18 protein-coding genes are annotated in these 16,991 nt (G+C 68.8%); 10 read left to right on the top strand and 8 right to left on the bottom strand.

Annotated elements, in window-relative coordinates:
- Nucleotides 1-4 precede the first annotated feature (4 nt).
- A complete protein-coding gene (locus ABZV44_RS12035) occupies nt 5-1,273 on the bottom strand; it encodes a glutamate-5-semialdehyde dehydrogenase (protein WP_354835014.1) in 1,269 nt (422 codons plus the stop codon).
- 60 nt (nt 1,274-1,333) lie between these two features.
- Between ABZV44_RS12035 and ABZV44_RS12030 the strand changes: the two genes are divergently transcribed.
- The 6 genes from ABZV44_RS12030 to ABZV44_RS12005 all read left to right on the top strand — a co-directional run bounded on the left by ABZV44_RS12030 (nt 1,334) and on the right by ABZV44_RS12005 (nt 6,530).
- Nucleotides 1,334-2,854, top strand: a complete 1,521-nt coding sequence (locus ABZV44_RS12030; protein ID WP_354835012.1) for an MFS transporter — start codon at nt 1,334-1,336, stop codon at nt 2,852-2,854.
- A complete protein-coding gene (locus ABZV44_RS12025) occupies nt 2,851-3,189 on the top strand; it encodes a GNAT family N-acetyltransferase (RefSeq protein WP_354835010.1) in 339 nt (112 codons plus the stop codon). The genes ABZV44_RS12030 and ABZV44_RS12025 overlap by 4 nt, the downstream gene beginning before the upstream one ends.
- A gap of 24 nt (nt 3,190-3,213) precedes the next feature.
- On the top strand, nt 3,214-4,092 hold the full coding sequence (locus ABZV44_RS12020) for a ribokinase (protein WP_354835008.1): 879 nt from the start codon (nt 3,214-3,216) through the stop codon (nt 4,090-4,092).
- A 32-nt stretch (nt 4,093-4,124) separates the two neighbouring features.
- Nucleotides 4,125-4,655 carry a PadR family transcriptional regulator gene (locus tag ABZV44_RS12015; protein WP_354835006.1) on the top strand — a complete coding sequence of 177 codons (531 nt, stop codon included), beginning with the start codon at nt 4,125-4,127 and terminating at the stop codon, nt 4,653-4,655.
- A gap of 128 nt (nt 4,656-4,783) precedes the next feature.
- Entirely contained in the window at nt 4,784-5,650 is an 867-nt protein-coding gene (locus tag ABZV44_RS12010) for an SDR family oxidoreductase (RefSeq protein WP_354835004.1), read from the top strand.
- 133 nt (nt 5,651-5,783) lie between these two features.
- Nucleotides 5,784-6,530, top strand: a complete 747-nt coding sequence (locus ABZV44_RS12005) for a short-chain dehydrogenase/reductase (protein ID WP_354835002.1) — start codon at nt 5,784-5,786, stop codon at nt 6,528-6,530.
- Nucleotides 6,531-6,533: 3 nt separating this feature from the next.
- On the opposite strand, the gene ABZV44_RS12000 is transcribed toward ABZV44_RS12005, so the two are convergent.
- Entirely contained in the window at nt 6,534-7,112 is a 579-nt protein-coding gene (locus ABZV44_RS12000; RefSeq protein WP_354835000.1) for a TetR/AcrR family transcriptional regulator, read from the bottom strand.
- A gap of 116 nt (nt 7,113-7,228) precedes the next feature.
- Between ABZV44_RS12000 and ABZV44_RS11995 the strand changes: the two genes are divergently transcribed.
- Entirely contained in the window at nt 7,229-8,953 is a 1,725-nt protein-coding gene (locus ABZV44_RS11995) for a nitroreductase family deazaflavin-dependent oxidoreductase (protein WP_354834998.1), read from the top strand.
- Nucleotides 8,954-9,097: 144 nt separating this feature from the next.
- Nucleotides 9,098-9,970, top strand: a complete 873-nt coding sequence (locus ABZV44_RS11990; RefSeq protein ID WP_354834996.1) for a class I SAM-dependent methyltransferase — start codon at nt 9,098-9,100, stop codon at nt 9,968-9,970.
- Here ABZV44_RS11990 and ABZV44_RS11985 read toward each other — a convergent pair.
- The 6 genes from ABZV44_RS11985 to ABZV44_RS11960 form a co-directional block, all read right to left on the bottom strand.
- A complete protein-coding gene (locus ABZV44_RS11985; protein WP_354834994.1) occupies nt 9,943-10,974 on the bottom strand; it encodes a zinc-binding dehydrogenase in 1,032 nt (343 codons plus the stop codon). The two genes, ABZV44_RS11990 and ABZV44_RS11985, sit on opposite strands and share 28 nt — an antisense overlap.
- Before the next feature lie 40 nt (nt 10,975-11,014).
- A complete protein-coding gene (locus ABZV44_RS11980; RefSeq protein WP_354834992.1) occupies nt 11,015-11,893 on the bottom strand; it encodes a VOC family protein in 879 nt (292 codons plus the stop codon).
- Between the two features lie 28 nt (nt 11,894-11,921).
- Nucleotides 11,922-13,004, bottom strand: coding sequence for a ferredoxin--NADP reductase (locus ABZV44_RS11975; RefSeq protein ID WP_354834990.1), 1,083 nt, complete (start codon nt 13,002-13,004; stop codon nt 11,922-11,924).
- Between the two features lie 132 nt (nt 13,005-13,136).
- A complete protein-coding gene (locus ABZV44_RS11970; RefSeq protein WP_354834988.1) occupies nt 13,137-13,382 on the bottom strand; it encodes a hypothetical protein in 246 nt (81 codons plus the stop codon).
- A gap of 11 nt (nt 13,383-13,393) precedes the next feature.
- Nucleotides 13,394-14,554, bottom strand: a complete 1,161-nt coding sequence (locus tag ABZV44_RS11965) for a Rieske 2Fe-2S domain-containing protein (protein WP_354834986.1) — start codon at nt 14,552-14,554, stop codon at nt 13,394-13,396.
- A gap of 159 nt (nt 14,555-14,713) precedes the next feature.
- Nucleotides 14,714-15,229, bottom strand: coding sequence for a flavin reductase family protein (locus ABZV44_RS11960; protein ID WP_354834984.1), 516 nt, complete (start codon nt 15,227-15,229; stop codon nt 14,714-14,716).
- Between the two features lie 234 nt (nt 15,230-15,463).
- Between ABZV44_RS11960 and ABZV44_RS11955 the strand changes: the two genes are divergently transcribed.
- Both ABZV44_RS11955 and ABZV44_RS11950 read left to right on the top strand, forming a co-directional pair.
- On the top strand, nt 15,464-16,297 hold the full coding sequence (locus ABZV44_RS11955) for an IclR family transcriptional regulator (protein ID WP_354834982.1): 834 nt from the start codon (nt 15,464-15,466) through the stop codon (nt 16,295-16,297).
- 37 nt (nt 16,298-16,334) lie between these two features.
- On the top strand, nt 16,335-16,973 hold the full coding sequence (locus ABZV44_RS11950; RefSeq protein WP_354834980.1) for a PadR family transcriptional regulator: 639 nt from the start codon (nt 16,335-16,337) through the stop codon (nt 16,971-16,973).
- Nucleotides 16,974-16,991: the final 18 nt, after the last annotated feature.

The following is a 16,991-nucleotide window of genomic DNA, read 5'->3' as shown; positions in this document are numbered from 1 at the left end:
GGTGCTAGACGGGGCGAATCTGCCCGTCGCCCCACACAATCCACTTGGTGGAGGTTAGTTCGGGCAGGCCCATGGGTCCGCGGGCGTGCAGCTTCTGGGTCGAAATGCCGATCTCCGCGCCGAATCCGAACTGCTCGCCGTCGGTGAAGGCGGTCGAGGCGTTGACCATGACGGCGGCGGCGTCGACGCGAGCGGTGAACTCGCGGGCGGCCTTCAGGTCGGCGGTCACGATGGCCTCGGTGTGGCCGGTGCCCCACTCGTTGATGTGCTCGACGGCCGCGTCGAGATCGTCGACGACCTTCAAAGCGATATCCAGGGACAGGTATTCGTCGGCCCAGTCGGTGTCGGTGGCGGGCACCAGGCCCGGCAGATCGCCGTGGATGGTGACGCCCTTGTCCTCGAGGGCCTTGATCATGCGCGGCACCGCGGTCTCGGCGATGGCCCGGTCGATCAGCACCGTCTCGGCGGTGTTGCACACCGAGGGCCGGCGGGTCTTGGCGTTGATCAGGATGGACTCGGCCATCTCCAGATCGGCGTCCCGGTGGACGAATACGTGGCAGTTGCCGGTGCCGGTCTCGATGGTCGGCACCAGCGCGTCGCGCACCACCGCATTGATCAGGCCCGCGCCGCCGCGCGGGATCACCACGTCCACCAGGCCGCGTGCCTGGATCAGGTGGGTGACGCTGGAGCGGTCCTCCGCCGGGAGCAGCTGCACCGCGTCGGCCGGAAGCCCCTGCGCTGCAAGCGCTTCCCGCAGCACCCGAACCAATGCCGCGTTGGACTTCGCCGCCGAGGACGAGCCGCGCAGCAGCGCGGCATTGCCCGACTTCAGCGCCAGCCCGAAGGCGTCGACGGTGACATTCGGCCGCGCCTCGTACACCATGCCCACCACGCCCAGCGGCACCCGCACCTGGCGGATCTCGAGACCGTTGGGCAGCGTCGACCCGCGCACCACGTCGCCGACCGGATCCGGCAGCCCGGCCACCTGCCGCAGCCCCGAGGCGATGCCGTCGACGCGGGCCGCGGTCAGCCGCAGCCGATCCAGCAGCGACTCGGCGGTGCCGCCCGCCCGGGCGATCTCGATGTCCTCGGCGTTGGCGGCGAGTACCGCGTCCTTGGCCGCGAGCAGCGCGTCGGCCGCGGCGTGCAGCGCGGCGTCCTTCTGCGCGGTGGTGAGCTGAGCGAGCGTCCGCGACGCCACCCGAGCCCGGCGCGCCGAGTCGTGCACCACCTCGCGGACAGCGTCCCGATCTGTGGTCGTGGGAGCAGTCATAAGGACAGATTACTGATGACGATCTGCCGCCGGTCGGGGGCAGGTTGTTACCGTGAGCGCATGACCGCGAGCATCCGGTTGTCCTCGGGCACCGGCCGATGGGTTCTGCTGGCCACCGTCCTCGGTTCGGGGATGGCCATGCTGGACGCGACCGTCGTGAATGTGGCACTCCCGCGGATCGGTGACGAGTTCGGCGCATCGATGGCGGGACTGCAGTGGACGGTCAACGCGTACACGCTGACGCTGGCCGGATTGATCCTGCTGGGCGGGTCGCTGGGCGACCGCTACGGGCGGCGGCGGGTGTTCCTGATCGGGGTGGTGTGGTTCGCCACCGCCTCCGCATTGTGCGGTGCGGCGCAAGACGTTTCGATGCTCATCGCGGCCCGGGCCCTGCAGGGCGTGGGCGGTGCGCTGCTGACGCCCGGCTCACTGGCCATCATTCAGGCCTCCTTCCGGCCCGAGGAGCGGGCGCGCGCGGTCGGGGCCTGGTCCGGGCTGGGTGGCGTGGCCGGAGCCATCGGGCCCTTCCTGGGCGGGTGGCTGGTGGAGGCGGCCGGCTGGCGGTGGGTGTTCCTGCTCAATATCCCGCTGGCCGCGGTGGTGGTGGCGGTGACGGCCCGGCACGTGCCCGAGACCCGCGATGCCGAGGCGCACGGGAGGTTCGACGTGCTCGGCGCGGTGCTGGCGGCCTTGTGCCTGGCCGGGATCACCTACGCCCTGACCATGGCGCCCGAGCACGGCACGAGTCGAATCCTGGTGTGGGGCAGCGCGATCGCGGGCGTCGCCGCGGGTACGGGATTCGTGGTGGTGGAGCGGCGGCGGTCGCGCGACGGCCAGGATCCCGCGGCCATGCTGCCCGTCGCCGTGTTCGCCTCCAAGCAGTTCACCGCGATCAATGTGGTCACCTTCGTCATGTACGGCGCCATGAGCGTGGTCTTCTTCCTGCTGGTGCTGACCCTGCAGGTGGTGGCCGGATTCACTCCGATCGCCGCGGGCACGGCCATGCTGCCGGTCACCGTTCTGATGCTGCTGTTCTCGGCCCGCTCCGGCGCGCTGGCCCAGCGCATCGGACCCCGCCGGCCGATCACCGCCGGTGTACTGCTCGCCGCGACGGGCATGCTGCTGATGACCCGCATCGGCATCCACACCTCCTACCTGGTCGATGTGCTGCCCGCCGCACTGGTTTTCGGCTTCGGCCTGACGCTGGCGGTGGCGCCGCTGACCGCGACCGTCCTCGCCACCGCCGACGAACGCCATGCGGGCGTGGCCAGCGGCGTCAACAATGCGGTCGCCCGCGCCGCGGGTCTGCTGGGCGTGGCGGCCATTCCGCCCCTGGCCGGACTCACCGGTGCGGCGTACACCAATCCGCCCGACTTCGCCCACGGCTTCCACCTGGCCATCCTCACCTGCGCCGTCCTCATGATCGCGGCCGCCGCCCTGGCCTTCTTCACCGTCCGCGACGACGCCCTCCGCACCGCCCCGCCCTCGTGTGAACCGGAGTGCCGCACCTTCTCCGCCGTCGCCAGCCCGCCCCTCGAACCCGACCACCACACCGCCCCGACTGAAAGCGAGCCCTCATGACCGCGCCCGAGCCGACCATCACCCAGGTCACCGACACCGTCCCCCAGTACTTCGCCATCAAGGTCGGCGATACCCGCGCCGGCCTGACCGCCTACGTCGATCAAGGCCGCCAGCGCATCTTCTTCCACACCGAGATCGACGAGGCCTTCGCCGGTCAGGGCCTGGCCTCCAAACTCATCGGCGCCGCCCTCACCGCCACCCGAGCCGGCGGCAAACGCATCGTCCCCATCTGCCCCTTCGTCAAGGCCTACGTCGAAAAACACCACGACTTCGACGACATCCTCGACCCCGTCACCCCGGAGGCCACGTCCATCGTCGAATCCGCCCTCGGCTGAGCCGCCTGAACTACGGTCCGGACCATGGCGCGAATTGCGGTGGTGGGCAGCATCAATATGGATCTGGTGACGACCGTGGGGCGGCGGCCGGAGGCCGGGGAGACGGTGACCGGAGACGGGTTCGCACTGGTTCCGGGTGGGAAGGGGTCGAATCAGGCGATCGCGGCGCGGCGGGCGGGGGCCGAGGTCGAGTTCGTGGGGGCGGTCGGCGGGGATGTGTTCGCCGACGCGCTGCGGAAGGTGTTGCGTGAGGCCGGGGTTGGGGTCTCACGGCTGCGCGAGGTCGAGGGGCCCAGTGGGATCGCGACGATCGTGGTGGACCGGAATGGCGAGAACACCATCATCGTGGTGGCGGGGGCCAACGGGCGGATGACGGAACTGACTACAGCGGACCTGGACGCGATCGCCGCCGCGGATGTGCTCATGTGCCAGTTGGAGATTCCGATTCCCACGGTGCTCGCGGCCGCCCGGCAGGCGCGGGCCCATGGCACCACGGTGGTGCTGAATCCCTCACCGGTGCAAGAGCTTCCGGACGAGTTGTGGGCCGAGATCGACGTCGCCGTCGTGAATGAAGGTGAGGCGGCCCGACTGGCCTCCGCGCTCACCGGCGTGCCGCACGTCATCACAACGCGGGGCGGCGCGGGGGCGAGCTATCGCGGTCCCGACGGTGTCGAGCTCTCCCATCCGGGAATTCGCGTGCAGGTCGTGGACACCACCGGCGCGGGCGACACCTTCACCGGGGCGCTGGCCGCCCACTGGCACGAAGGCCCCGACACCGCCCTGGCCTGGGCCTGTACCGCGGGGGCGCTGGCCACGACGAAACTGGGTGCCAGTGCCTCGATTCCGGAGTCGGCGGAGATCGAGCGCGTGCTCGCGGAGTCGGGGCGCGATAGCCGGGTGTGATGATGTGGTGAGGGTCTACGAAAGGGTGTGGCATGTCGCTGCGGCACGGGTTGCTGGGGTTGCTGGCGGAGGGGCCGGCCAGCGGGTACGACCTGGCCCAGCGGTTCCAGGAGGCGCTGGGGCCGGTGTGGCCGGCGCGGCATCCGAAGATCTATGCCGAGCTCGGACGGCTGGCGGAGGCCGGAATGATCGAGCTGGACAGCGAAGGGGCGCGGGGGCGCAAGGCGTACCGGATCACCGAGGCCGGGCTGGCCGAGGTGCGGCGGTGGCTGGTCGAGGACGAGGTCGATCACACCCTGCGATTGGAACCGCTGCTGCGGTCGTTCTTCTTCTGGCTGATGGAGCCGAAGGATCTGGGCGAGCACCTGGATCGCGAGGGGCGTTTCTTCAGCGATACCGCGGCCATGTACCGCGAGCTGGCCATGGCCAAGGACCGCGGCGAGTTCGGCACCGATCCGCACGACAGGTCCAAGCGGATCGCGGTCGAGGCGGGCATCCGGTTGTACGAGGCGCTGGCCGAATGGGCCGAATGGGCACGCGACGAGATCGACGAGGATCGGTGAACACCTAGGCCGCACCGGGATTCGAATCGATCGGGATACTCGTGACCATTGACATGTACCTTGGGACATGTACTCTTGTTCATGTACCCGGGTATGCGTATCAACCGCGATTCGATCCGAGGCTTCACATGACAACAGCCACCAACGCACGCGCGATCCTGCTCACCGGCGCGGGCGGCGGCATCGGCCGTGCCTGCGCACTGACCCTGGCCGCCAAGGGATTCCACGTCTACGCCGGGGTCCGCACCCCGACACCGGACCTGGATGCCACCGGCATCACCCAGCTCACGCTCGATGTCACCGATTCCGCGAGCGTCGCGGAAGCCGCCGGACAGGTGGCGAAACACCAAGACGGACAGGGGCTGCACGCCCTGATCAACAATGCGGGCGTACTCGTCCAGGGTCCGACCGAACTGGTGCCGATCCCCGAGTGGCACCGGCAATTCGAGGTCAATGTGCACGGTCCGGTGCGCGTCATCCAGACCTTTCTGCCCCTGCTCCGGGAGGGCGGCGGCCGGATCGTGAATATCAGCGCGGCCAGCGCCCGGGTCGCTTTCCCCTTCCTCGGCCCCATCGGCGCGAGCAAGGCCGCGCTGGAGTCGTATTCGGAATCACTGCGCGTCGAACTGACCCCGTGGCGTATTCCGGTATCGGTCGTGCAGCTCGGAGCCATGCGCACGGAGATCTTCGCCAAGTCCGCCGCTGCGGCCGAAGCCGCACTGGCACAGGCGGATCCGCAGACCGCCGGGTTGTACGAGCACCAGCTCACCGCCTTCGAGCGGGCCGCGGCCGGCCAGCGCTACGCGCCGGTCGAGGTGGCGGCTTCGGCCATCACCCGCGCGGTCGAGGCACGCAAGCCGAAGGCGTTCTATGTAGCGGGATCCGATGCACGACTCGCGGTCTTGCTGTCCCATATCCCGGCAAGGCTGCGCGACAGGGTATTCCAGCGCGTACTCGGCATGTCGGGCATCACGCCCACCGCCGCGACGGCGTAGTGGGCAGGCACCGGGAACAGATGGCGGCGATCCGCCTTTTCCATCAACGTGGACATTCGACCAAAAGTTGAACCCGACGAATGTCCGCACCGTTTGACATCGGCATCGGACACGAGATTCAGGAGATGTGCCAATGGATTTGAGACTGGGCGGCAGGACCGCGCTCGTGACCGGCGCGTCGGCGGGCATCGGCGCGGAGATCGCGCGGGTACTCGCCGCGGAGGGCTGCCATCTGCATCTGGCCGCCCGCAGCAAGGAGCGGCTGGACGAGATTGCCGAGCGGCTGCGCGCCGACTACGGGGTGCAGGTGCGCTCCCACCCGGTGGACCTGCGGTCGGCCGAGGATCTCACCGGGCTGGCGGACGCGGTCGGAGCGCCGGACATCCTGGTCAACAATGCCGGCGACATTCCGGCCGGACCGCTGGCGGCGGTCGACGCCGAAACCTGGCGGCACGCATGGGAACTCAAGGTCTTCGGCTACATCGACCTGAGCCGCCGCATCTACGCGGACATGACGCGGCGCGGTGGCGGCGTCATCGTGAACGTCATCGGTTCGGCGGGCGAGCGGCCCGATGCCGAGTACATCGCGGGCAGCACCGGCAATGCGGCGCTCATGGCGTTCACCCGCGCGCTGGGCAGCCGCAGCTGGCGCGACGGCATCCGGGTGGTCGGCATCAATCCGGGCCCGGTGGCCACCGCGCGCATCACCACACTCATCGAGACCAATGCCCGTTTCGCCGAGATGGCGGCGGACTTCCCCTTCGGCCGCCCGGCCCATCCGCGCGAAATCGCCGATATGGCAGCGTTTCTCGCCTCGGATCGGTCCGGCTACACCACCGGCACCATCGTCACCGTCGACGGCGGCCTGAGCCTGATCTGAGGTTCAGCCGACCGAGGTCGTCCTGCCCGTGTGCAAGGCGACCAGGTCGGCCATCTGCTGGCCGGCCCGTTCCAGGGGTGTGGTCGAGCGGGTCGCCAGCGACATGATGACCGCGCCCTCGACCGCCGCGATGATGGTGGTCGCCAGAGAGCGGGCGGTGGCGGGTTCCACGGCCTCGGCCTCGAGCCGGTCGGCGAGGATGCCCTCCCACTCGCCGAAGGTCTCCCCCGCCACGTCGGCCGCCTCGGGCGATTCCGAGCGGCCGAGCGCCGCGGCCACGATCGGGCAGCCCGCGGTGAAGTCGCTCGAAACCAGCACGTCCCGCCACAGGGCCGGGAAGGCGGCGATGGCGCCGGCCAGATCGGTGCCGGCGGTGACGGTTCGCATGAGTGCGCTGGTGGCCTGTCCGGCGGTCCGGGTGGCCTCGGCGACCAGTTCGGATTTGCCGCCCGGGAAGTTCAGGTAGATCGACCGGCGGGAGATGCCGCTGTGCTCGAGCAGCTGCGCGATGCCGGTCCCGGCGATGCCATTGCACCGCATCAGGGCGATGGCGCTGTCGATGAGGCGGTCGCGGGCACCCATGGACGATTCCTCCTTGCTCTATACCGATCGGTGTACTACCGTTTTTTCAATATACCGATTGGTCTACCCAGTGTAGTCCGCCGCTCAACTCTTCGACGAGGAATCGGGGCCACACCATGCCGTCAGCATCCACCGCGCGACAGTCGACCCTGCACGATCCCCTGCCGCTGGCCAGCGGTCAGGTGCTATCCAATCGGATCATGAAATCCGCCCTGAGCGAAGGGCTGGCCAACGTCGACAATGCCCCCGACGCGCGACTGGAACGACTGTACGGCCGCTGGAGCCGCGGCGGCTACGGCCTCATCGTCACCGGCAATGTCATGGTCGACCGCCGCCACTGCGGCGAACCCGGCAATGTGGCCATCGAGGACGAGCGGCACCTGGAGGCCCTCACCCGCTGGGCCAAGGTCGCCAAGGACGGCGGCGCCAAGGTCTGGGTGCAGCTGAATCATCCCGGACGGCAGGCCAATCCGATCGTCACCCGCACCCGCGCGGTCGCACCCTCGGCCATTGCCATGGGCATCCCCGGCGTGCCCGCACCGCGCGAGCTGACCGAGGACGAGATCCTCGACATCATCGCCCGCTTCGGCCGCGCCGCCCGGATCGCCGAGGCCGCCGGATTCGACGGCGTCCAGATCCACGGCGCGCACGGCTATCTGGTCTCGCAGTTTCTGTCCCCGCTGTCGAATCAGCGCACCGACGCCTGGGGCGGCGACGCCGAGCGACGGCGGCAGTTCGTGGTCGAGGTGGCGCGCAGCATCCGCGCGGCGGTGAGCCCGGGCTTCGGGCTGGGCATCAAACTCAATTCGGCCGACTTCCAGCGCGGCGGCTTCACCGAGGACGAGTCGCGCACGGTCATCGAAGAGCTGTCCGGCGAGCAGGTGGACCTGTTCGAAATCAGCGGCGGCAGTTACGAATCCCCCGCCATGATGGGCCGGCCGCGCACGGCCTCGGCCAGCACCCGCGCCCGCGAGGCGTACTTCCTGGACTACGCCGAGACCGCCCGGCAGGCCGCGGGCTCGGTCCCGATCGTGGTGACCGGCGGTTTCCGCTCCCGCGCCGCCATGTCCGACGCACTGGCCGGCGGCACCTGCGACCTGGTCGGCCTGGGCCGCCCCACAGCCGTGATCCCCAGCGCCGCAGCCGATCTGCTCACCGAGCGGACCGACACGCTGCGCCCGCCGCACATCTCGCTGGGCCTGCCCCCGCGTCTGGCCGCCAATGGCGGCCTGAAGTCCTTCGACGGCGCGCTCGACCTGCAGTGGCACACCGATCAGCTGCACCGGCTCGGCGCGGGCAAGGATCCCGACCCGGACCGCTCGCCCTGGCTGACGGCGGTGACCATGCTGCGCCGCAACGGCTTCGATGCCTTCCGCAGCAAGCGATCCACCGCCCCGCGCACCACCGCCGACCGGGCGGCCCGCAAGTTCCGCGCCGAGCGCGCCATGGGCCGCTATGTGATGAACCCGACCGTCCGCGCCCTGGACCGGATCGGCATCCGCACTGCCTTCGCCAGCGAGATCGAAACCGTCGGCCGCAAGTCCGGGCAGCCGCGCCGTGTGCCGGTGTCGCTGCTGTTCGACGATGAGGGCGCGTGGGCCATCTGCCAGCACGGCCTGCGGTCGGGCTGGGGCCTGAACCTCACGGCCAACCCGAATGTCCGTGTCCGCCAGGGTGATAACTGGCGCACCGGCACCGCTGCGCTGCTCCCCGACGACGACGTGGTGGCCCGCGCCCGCACCTTCGCCCCGCATCCGGCGCTGGCCCCGTTCACCCGCGGCTTCTTCGCGGCGCTGGAGAGCGATCCGGTGACGGTCCGGATCACCTTCACCGATCGATAGTCCGACGGCATTCACCGTAATCGGAAATTTATTTCCGTGTGATATGGTGAAAGCGAAATCGAATTCTCCTGTCTACCATCGGATCTCGCGGTAGCGATTTCCGATAATGGGCTGCCGCGCATCCTTACGTGGAGGGAGAATTCGATGGACAACGGCTCGACGGACAACAGGGGCCCGAGCCGGACCGCGATGATAGCGGCGGCCGGTCGCGCCGCGCATCTGATCGTGGATCGCCCACCGCATCTGTTCCAGGACACCGTGGCCGAGACGCTGCTGGGCGAGCGGGCCGCCGAACTCATCTCCTATCACCGGGAGTCCGGCGATCACCCGGTGCTCAGCGGCACCAGGGCCCAGGTCAGCGCGCGGAGCCACTACACCGAGGCCCGGCTGGCGGCCGGTGGGTTCGAGCAGTACGTGATCCTCGGCGCGGGCCTGGACACCTTCGCCTACCGCTCGCCCCTGGCGGGGCGGCTCGCGGTCTACGAGGTGGACCATCCCGCCACCCAGGCGTGGAAGCGGGAATTGCTCGCCGCCGCCGGAATCGGCGTCGCCACGGTCGAATTCGCCGGTGTGGATTTCGAACGGGACGACCTGGCCGCGGAATTGACCGCGCACGGCTTCGACCCGAATCGGCCCGCCCTGGTGAGCTGGCTGGGCGTCACCATGTATCTGACCGAATCGGCGATCGGCGCCACCCTGGACACGCTGTCGGGCTGGGCGCCCGGCACCGAATTGGTGATGGAGTACGCGCTGTTACCGGAGCTGCGCGACGAATCCGGCCGTGTCTTCGCCGAATTCGCGCTCGCCGCCACCGCCGAACAGGGTGAGCCGCTGCTCAGCTTCTTCTCACCCGAGTCCGTGACAGCGCTGCTCGATCGGCACGGATTCACTGTGGCCGAACACATTTCGCAGCACACCGCCGTCGACGCGGCCCTCTGGCAGCGCGCGGACGGCCTGCACCCGGTCGACTTCTGCCGACTGGTGCGCGCTCACATTCCGGGGCGGACCAGGATCTGAATGTGATCGTCGGGATTGCGCAGTGACTCGATGGCGCCCGCGACCCCGTCCAGCCCCACCTGATCGGTGATGAGCGAGGCGGCGTCCACGGTGCCATCGGCGATGCGGCGCAGGGTCTTCGCGTACTCCTCGTGCGGGTACACCATGCACATCTGGAGCGAGATGTCCTTGTAGATGCCGACGATGGGCCGGATGACGTCGTCGGTCATGACCGCGCCGATCTGCAGGATGGCCGTCTCGCGCGGGACCTTGTACATGAGGTCGTTGAGCAGTCCCGGCACCGAGGCGCACACCCACACGTGCAGCTTCTGCCCCGGCGCGGACAGCTCCCGCCACACCTCGACCGGATCCTCGACGGCCGGATCCACCACCCGGTGCGCGCCCAGCCGCAGCGCGGCCTCCCGGCGCAGCTGCGACGGATCCGAGGCCACGATGGGTGCGACGCCGCGCTCGGCCAGCGCCGCCACCGCACCCAGACCGACCGGCCCGCAACCGATCACGATCCCGGTCCCGTCCGGTCCGATGCCGGTGCGCGCCACATTGCCGAACCCGACCGCCAGCGGCTCGGTCAGGGCGGCGACGTGCGGCGGCACATGCTCGGGAATGGGCTCGAGCGCCATGGCCTGCAACACCATGCGCTCGCCGAAGCCGCCCGGGAACTCGTTGGAGTATCCGACTCCGTGGATCCCGCCCGCGGCGTCCAGCGCCCAGGGCAGCGCGACCACGTGCTGCCCCGCCACGAACGGCGTGTCCGGTCCGGCGCCGATGACCCGGGCGGCCAGCTCGTGGCCCAGCACCAGGTCCCGGTGCGGATCGAACAGGAAGGTCGGCACGCCGCTGTCGCGCGAGGCCTGCAGGAAATCGTCGGTGTGGTCGAGCGCCTGCTTGTCGGATCCGCAGATCCCGCAGGCGATCGTCTCGACCAGCACCTGCCCGGGTCCGGGGACCGGTTCGGGCACCTCGTCGACCACGAGTTTCCGATTCCGCATGACTACCGCACGCATGTCACTGTCCTTCCGTGCCGGGAGCGCGGGTGCGGGTGGGTCAGCCCCTAGCCCACTCGTGGCCCCAGTAGCTGTCGGCGGTCATCTCCTCGGCGACGTAGTCGTCGCCGACGAGCATGCCCTCGCAACCGAATTCGAGATCCCAGTTGCCCGGCGTGCGGACGTAGAAGGAGATCATCTTGTCGTTGGTGTGGCGGCCCAGCGTGGAGGACAGGTGGTAGCCCGCCTTGTTCACGCGGTCCAGGGCGCGGCCCACATCGTCGAGTGAGTCCACCTCGATCATCACGTGCACGATGCCCGGGCCGTCCGGGCGCGAGCCCGGGATGAGCGCCAGGCTGTGATGGCGGGCATTGACGCCCATGAAGCGGATCCAGATCGGATGCTCGGGCGGGCCCACCCGGAACGAGCCGCGAGAGGCGAAGCCCAGCACCTCGGTGTAGAACTTGCGCGCCTCCTCGATATCGCGCACCGGCAGCACCACGTGGCCCAGACCCAGGTCCCCGGTGACGAACCGGTTGCCGAACTTGCCGACCACCGGGCTGTGGTCCAGCAGCGGGCCGTGGAAGACCTCGATGGTGAACCCGGACGGATCGACGAAGGCGATGGCCTCCTCGACGTGCCGGTTGGCGGCCTCGGCGAGCGTCAGCGCGGTGACCGCGACGCCGGCCTTCTCCAGGATCTCGCGCACCAGCTCCAGCGAGCGACGGTCGGCGACCTGCCAGCCGACGGCGATGACCGCGTCCCGGTCGCCGGGCACCAGCTCGAGCCGGTAGGTGTGCTCGTCGACGCGCAGGTACACCGAATCGGCGTTCGGGCCGGAGCCCTCGGCGAAACCGATGGTGTCGAAGGCGAATGCGCGCCAGGCGTCCACATCGGCGATCTGGGCGCGCACGTAGCCGAGCGAGGCGAAGGCAGCCATGGTGATACTCCTCGGGAGATTCGGGATATCAGGAATAGGTGACGGTGACGTCGTCGGTGACCGGAACGGCCTGGCAGGCGAGCACATAGCCGTCGGCAATGTCCTCCTCCTCCAGGATTTCATTGCGGCGCATGCTCACCTCGCCGGAGACCACCCGGCACACGCAGGCGCTGCACGCGCCCTCCTTGCACGAGTACGGGGCGTCCAGGCCCTTGGCGAGCATGGTGTCGAGCAGGGTCTGCTGCCGCGGCCAGGTCAGCTCGTGGTTCTCGCCGTCGAGCTCGACCCGCGCGAGGGCGGCGTCACCGTCGTCGGCCACCACCTCGGTTGCGGCCGTGTCGATCTCGAACGGGTTGCCGGACAGCGAGACGAACTTCTCCGAGTGGACGCGCTTGCGGTCCGCGCCGAGCTCGGCCATGGCCGCCGCGACCGCGTCCATGAACGGACCGGGACCGCAGACGAAAACCTCCCGGCCCGCCCATGGACGCGCCATCGCGGCCAGACCGGCCACGCTCGGCAAGCCCTGCACCGACTGCAGCCAGTGCAGCACCAGGAGTCGATCCGGGTGCGCGACAGCCAGTTCCGCGAGCTCCTCGGCGAAGATAACCGAATTCTCGTGCTGGTTGGCGTAAATCAGCGTGCAGTGGCCGGAGCCCTGCGCCAGCACGGATTTCAGGATGGACAGCACCGGCGTGACGCCGCTGCCGCCGGCGAACAGCAGCAGGTCGGTGTCCAGCGAGTCCGGGGTGAAGATGCCGGCGGGCGGCAGCACATCCAGGGTCAGGCCCTCGGTGGCGTTGTCGCACAGCCAGTTCGAGCCGTAGCCGTCGACGGTCCGCTTCACGGTGACCTTCAGCGGACCGCCCTCGTGCGGAGCGCTCGACAGCGAGTAGCAGCGACTCACCGACCCGGTGAGATCGCTCGGGATGCGCAGGGTCAGGAACTGTCCCGGACGATACGAGAACCGGTCGGCGTGCGCGGCGTCCGGCGCCAGCTCGAGCGACACCGCGTCGGCCGTCTCGCGCACCACGCGCACGATCCGCACCGATGTGATCCCGCTCACCTGAGCGGCTTCCACAGCCGCGTCCACCTCGAAGTCCGTGACCGTCATCCGTTCCACCAGTTCCATTCCTGTGCTGTCAGTTTCGACCCCGTCCCGGAGGGGTATCCGCTACTCGGGGCCGACCGCCGACGATGTCGGGAGGCCCACCCGGAGGCCGCCGACCGCAGCCGGCGACTCCACTCAGGCCAGAGTTCGCCCGCGAGTGCGCACGTCCACGTCACGCGTGCTGACGGTCAACGCACCCGAGGCGACGGCCTCGTCGATGCTGGCCCGCAGCGCCGGGCACGTGTGAGCTCGCAGCCCGGTGTCCGCGAGTTCCGTGCACGCGGCCTGCGCGTCCCTGTTCCACTGCACGCTGGTGTGCTGGTCGCTGTATTTCTCCACCAGCACGCAGGTCCCGCAGGACCGGCACGAAACCTTGTCCATGGCAGCGTCTCTCAGCCCTGCGCCACTGCGCCGGTGACGGCGGCTTCGCGCTTGGCGATATTGTCGGCGACCTCGGCCTCCCACGCGGTGACCGCGCGGGCGGTGTCCACCTCGTACTCGAAGCGGTCGGTCATCTCGTCCTTGACCTCGGCCGTGTCCACGTAGAACTGCTCGTACCAGCGACGCAGCTGGTAGACCGGCCCGTCCTCCTCGCACAGCAGCGGATTGTTGATGCGCGACTTGCGCTTCCAGATGGCCGCGTCCTGCTCGAAGCCCTTGCCCAGACCGCCCACGAACTTCTCGGCGATCTCCTGCGCCTGCGCGGCGGGCACGCCCTCCGGCTTCTTGGCGATCGCGCCGTACATGAGCACGAACTGGTTCTCGTTGATCGGGTAGTGGCAGTTGATCAGATAACCCTCGACGACCAGGCCGTTCGGGCTCTCGCTCTTGAGGTAGTCGATCATGTAGGAGGGCCCGTAGTAGGAGGCCTCCGACTGCAGGACGTTCTTGCCGCCCAGCGCCTTGGCGGTCTCGCCCATCATGTCCTCACGCGACACGGAGGTCATGTACTGGCTGGCGGTGTGGCCCTCGAAGACGTTCTTGAAGAAGGTCGGGAAGCCGTAGTGCACGTAGAAGAAGTGCGCCATGTCCACGACATTGTCGACGACCTCGCGGCAGTTGGCGTCGACGATCATCGAGTTCCAGGTCCAGTCGGTCCACTCGTCGTCGAAGGCGGCGTCGATGCGCGGGATCGCCAGCTCGGCCGGCGGCTGCTTGCCCTCCGGATCGTTCCAGACGAACAGCATCTTGTTCTCGACCATGGTCGGCCACGCCTTGGTGCGGGCCAGCGGAGGCACGCGGCGCGCGTACGGGATGCCGGTGCACTTGCCCTTGCCGTTCCAGCGCCAGTCGTGGAACGGGCAGGCGATGGAGTCGCCCTTGACGGTGCCGTCGGCCAGGTTGCCGCCCATGTGAGGGCAGTACGCGTTGAGCACGTTGAGGGTGCCGTCCTCGGCCGCGAACACCACGATCTCGGTGCCGAAAGCCTTGACGGTGTGCGGCTTTCCATCGCGGAAGGAGTCGGCCAGGCCCAGGCAGTGCCAGCCGCGCGCGAATCGCGCCGGCGGCTTGCCCGCGTCGATGACCCGCACCTCACCGTCCATGGTGGTCATGTGAATTCCTCTCCCTTGCCTTGCTTCGATGGTTGCGGCCGATGTGACGGCGACGACAGCGCAGTCTCACTGGCCGGGCTGTGACTACTGATGGACGAGACGACCGCGCCGGCCGATGGCCGCGACGACTACGCCCGCTGATGCTCGGGACGACCGTGCCTACTGCGTGTCGAGGCGACCGAACGCCGCGCGGTAGAACAGCAGCGGCTTCGCCTCGGAATGCTCATTCAAACAGGTCACGCGGCCGATGACGATGGTGTGGTCGCCGCCGTCGGCTTCGTCGTACAGCTCGCAGTCGATGGAGGCCATGGCCCCGGCGAGCAGGGGCGAGCCGTTCGCCGAGGCGGTCCACTCCACGCCCGCGAACTTGTCGGCGCCCGGCCGCCCGAGCTGACGGCAGATCTCGGCCTGATCGTCGGCCAGGATGTTCACGCAGAACCGGCCCACCTCACGGATCCTCGGCCAGGTGCTCGAGGTCCGCGCCGGGAAGAAGCTCACCAGCGGCGGGTCGATGGACAGCGATGCGAACGACTGGCACGCGAAGCCGAGGGGTTCGTCCTCGGCAAGGGCGGTGATCACGGTGACTCCCGAGCAGAACCTGCCGAGAACGGTCTTGAATGCCGTCGCGTCGATGGCCGGTGTCCGGCCGCCGGGCACATTGACACCAGTAAGCACCGGCGCCTCCTTATTTCGATCCGAAATATAGCTAGCAGTCATGACAGCAGGTCGCGCGCAGGAGGCGTCAACTCCGTGGTTCGGTGATCGGGACACGGATGCGTAGGTTTTACGTAGTTCTCCCGATTCCGCAGGTTGTGGCACGAGGCACTGTGATGGGTAGCACAAGCTCCGAACTAGGTACATGCCTAATCGGAATAGTCCTAGACTGGATATGAACCAACGGAGGTACATATGTCCGTCACCATGCTGCCCCCGGCGGAGACTCGACACCCACACAATCCCATGCGCGCCAAGGAATCTCGCGCCAGCGCCGAAGTTCCCGTCTCGATGATCGAGCGGATGACCTTGATCCTCGACGCATTCGACGCATCCACCCCCACCCTCACGCTGCTCGGCCTGGTCGAGCGCACCGGGCTGCCGCGGTCCACCGTGCACCGGATCCTCGACCAGATGATCAAGCTGCGCTGGCTGGCCCACACCTCGGGCGGCTACCGGCTGGGCATGCGCGCACTCGAGCTCGGCGGACTCACCGCCGACCACAACGAGATTCGTGATGCCGTGTCCCCGCTGCTGCACGAGCTGAGCCAGCGCACCGGCATGGTCGGACACCTGGCCGTCCTCGACGGCCGCGACGTGGTCTACCTGGACAAGGCCGGCGGCCGCTTCGCCGCCAGCCTGCCCACCCGCCTGGGCGGCCGGATGCCCGCGCACGCCACCGCGCTCGGCAAGGCCATGCTCGCCTGCCTGGAGCCGAACATCGCCGAGGCCGCGCTGCGCACCCGGCTGCCGCGCCTGACCCCGCGCACCATCTGCGAGCCCGAAGCGCTCTCGCGCGAGCTGCAGCAGATCCGCATGCGGCAGGGCGTGGCCATCGACCGCGAGGAGGCCGTCGCCGGAATCGCCTGTGTCGCAGCGCCGCTGCGGGGCCGCGGCACCGCGCCCGCCGCGCTGTCGCTGTCCGGGCGCGCCGACGGCATGAGCTACGACCGGCTGGCCCGCGTCGTGCTCGAGGTCGCGCACGAGGCCGGCCGCACCCTGTTCCCGCGTCGCGCCCACTGGCGTTGAGCGGAGCCAGGGCATGCGGGGGCGATACAGTTCGATCATGACCGATGGCGTGCCTGCCGAAGAGACGCAGGCGATTCCGGAACTTCCCACAACGGCGTGGGCGGTTCTCGGAATGCTCTCGCACGCCGAAGAACTGTCCGGATACGACCTGAAGAAATGGGCCGACTGGAGTCTGCAGTTCTTCTATTGGAGTCCGTCGTTCAGCCAGATCTACGCCGAGCTCAAGCGTTTGGAAAAGCACGGCTACGCGATCTCCCGGACCGTGGTGTCCGAGGACGGCATGCGCGGCAAACGCATGTACGCGATTACCGAGAGCGGGCGGGAAGCGGCGTCGAACTGGGTCAACCACTCCCCCGTCGAGGCCCCCGTCCTCAAGCACAGCGTGATGCTGCGGGCCTGGCTGGGGCACCTGGCCGAGCCGGAGCGCATGCGCGAGATCCTCACCCAGCACATCGAATACACCGAGACCATGCGGCGGCGCGCACAGGCGGACGCCGAGGGCGCGGATGTGAATCCGGACTGGGCATATCCCAGCGCGGTATTGCGCTGGTGCGTCAAGCATTACGAGGCCGAAAAGGAATTCGCCGAGGACCTGCTGGCGGATTTGGACAAATTGGCGAGACAGCGTAGCCGCCGGAAGCCTGCGAAGAAGCAGAATTCCAGCGATTCCCACTGAACGGACTTGGTGATAGTC

Origin of the sequence: Nocardia sp. NPDC004860 (assembly GCF_040609015.1) — a bacterium.
Classification (GTDB): domain Bacteria; phylum Actinomycetota; class Actinomycetes; order Mycobacteriales; family Mycobacteriaceae; genus Nocardia.
This window is presented reverse-complemented; position numbering and strand designations above follow the sequence as displayed.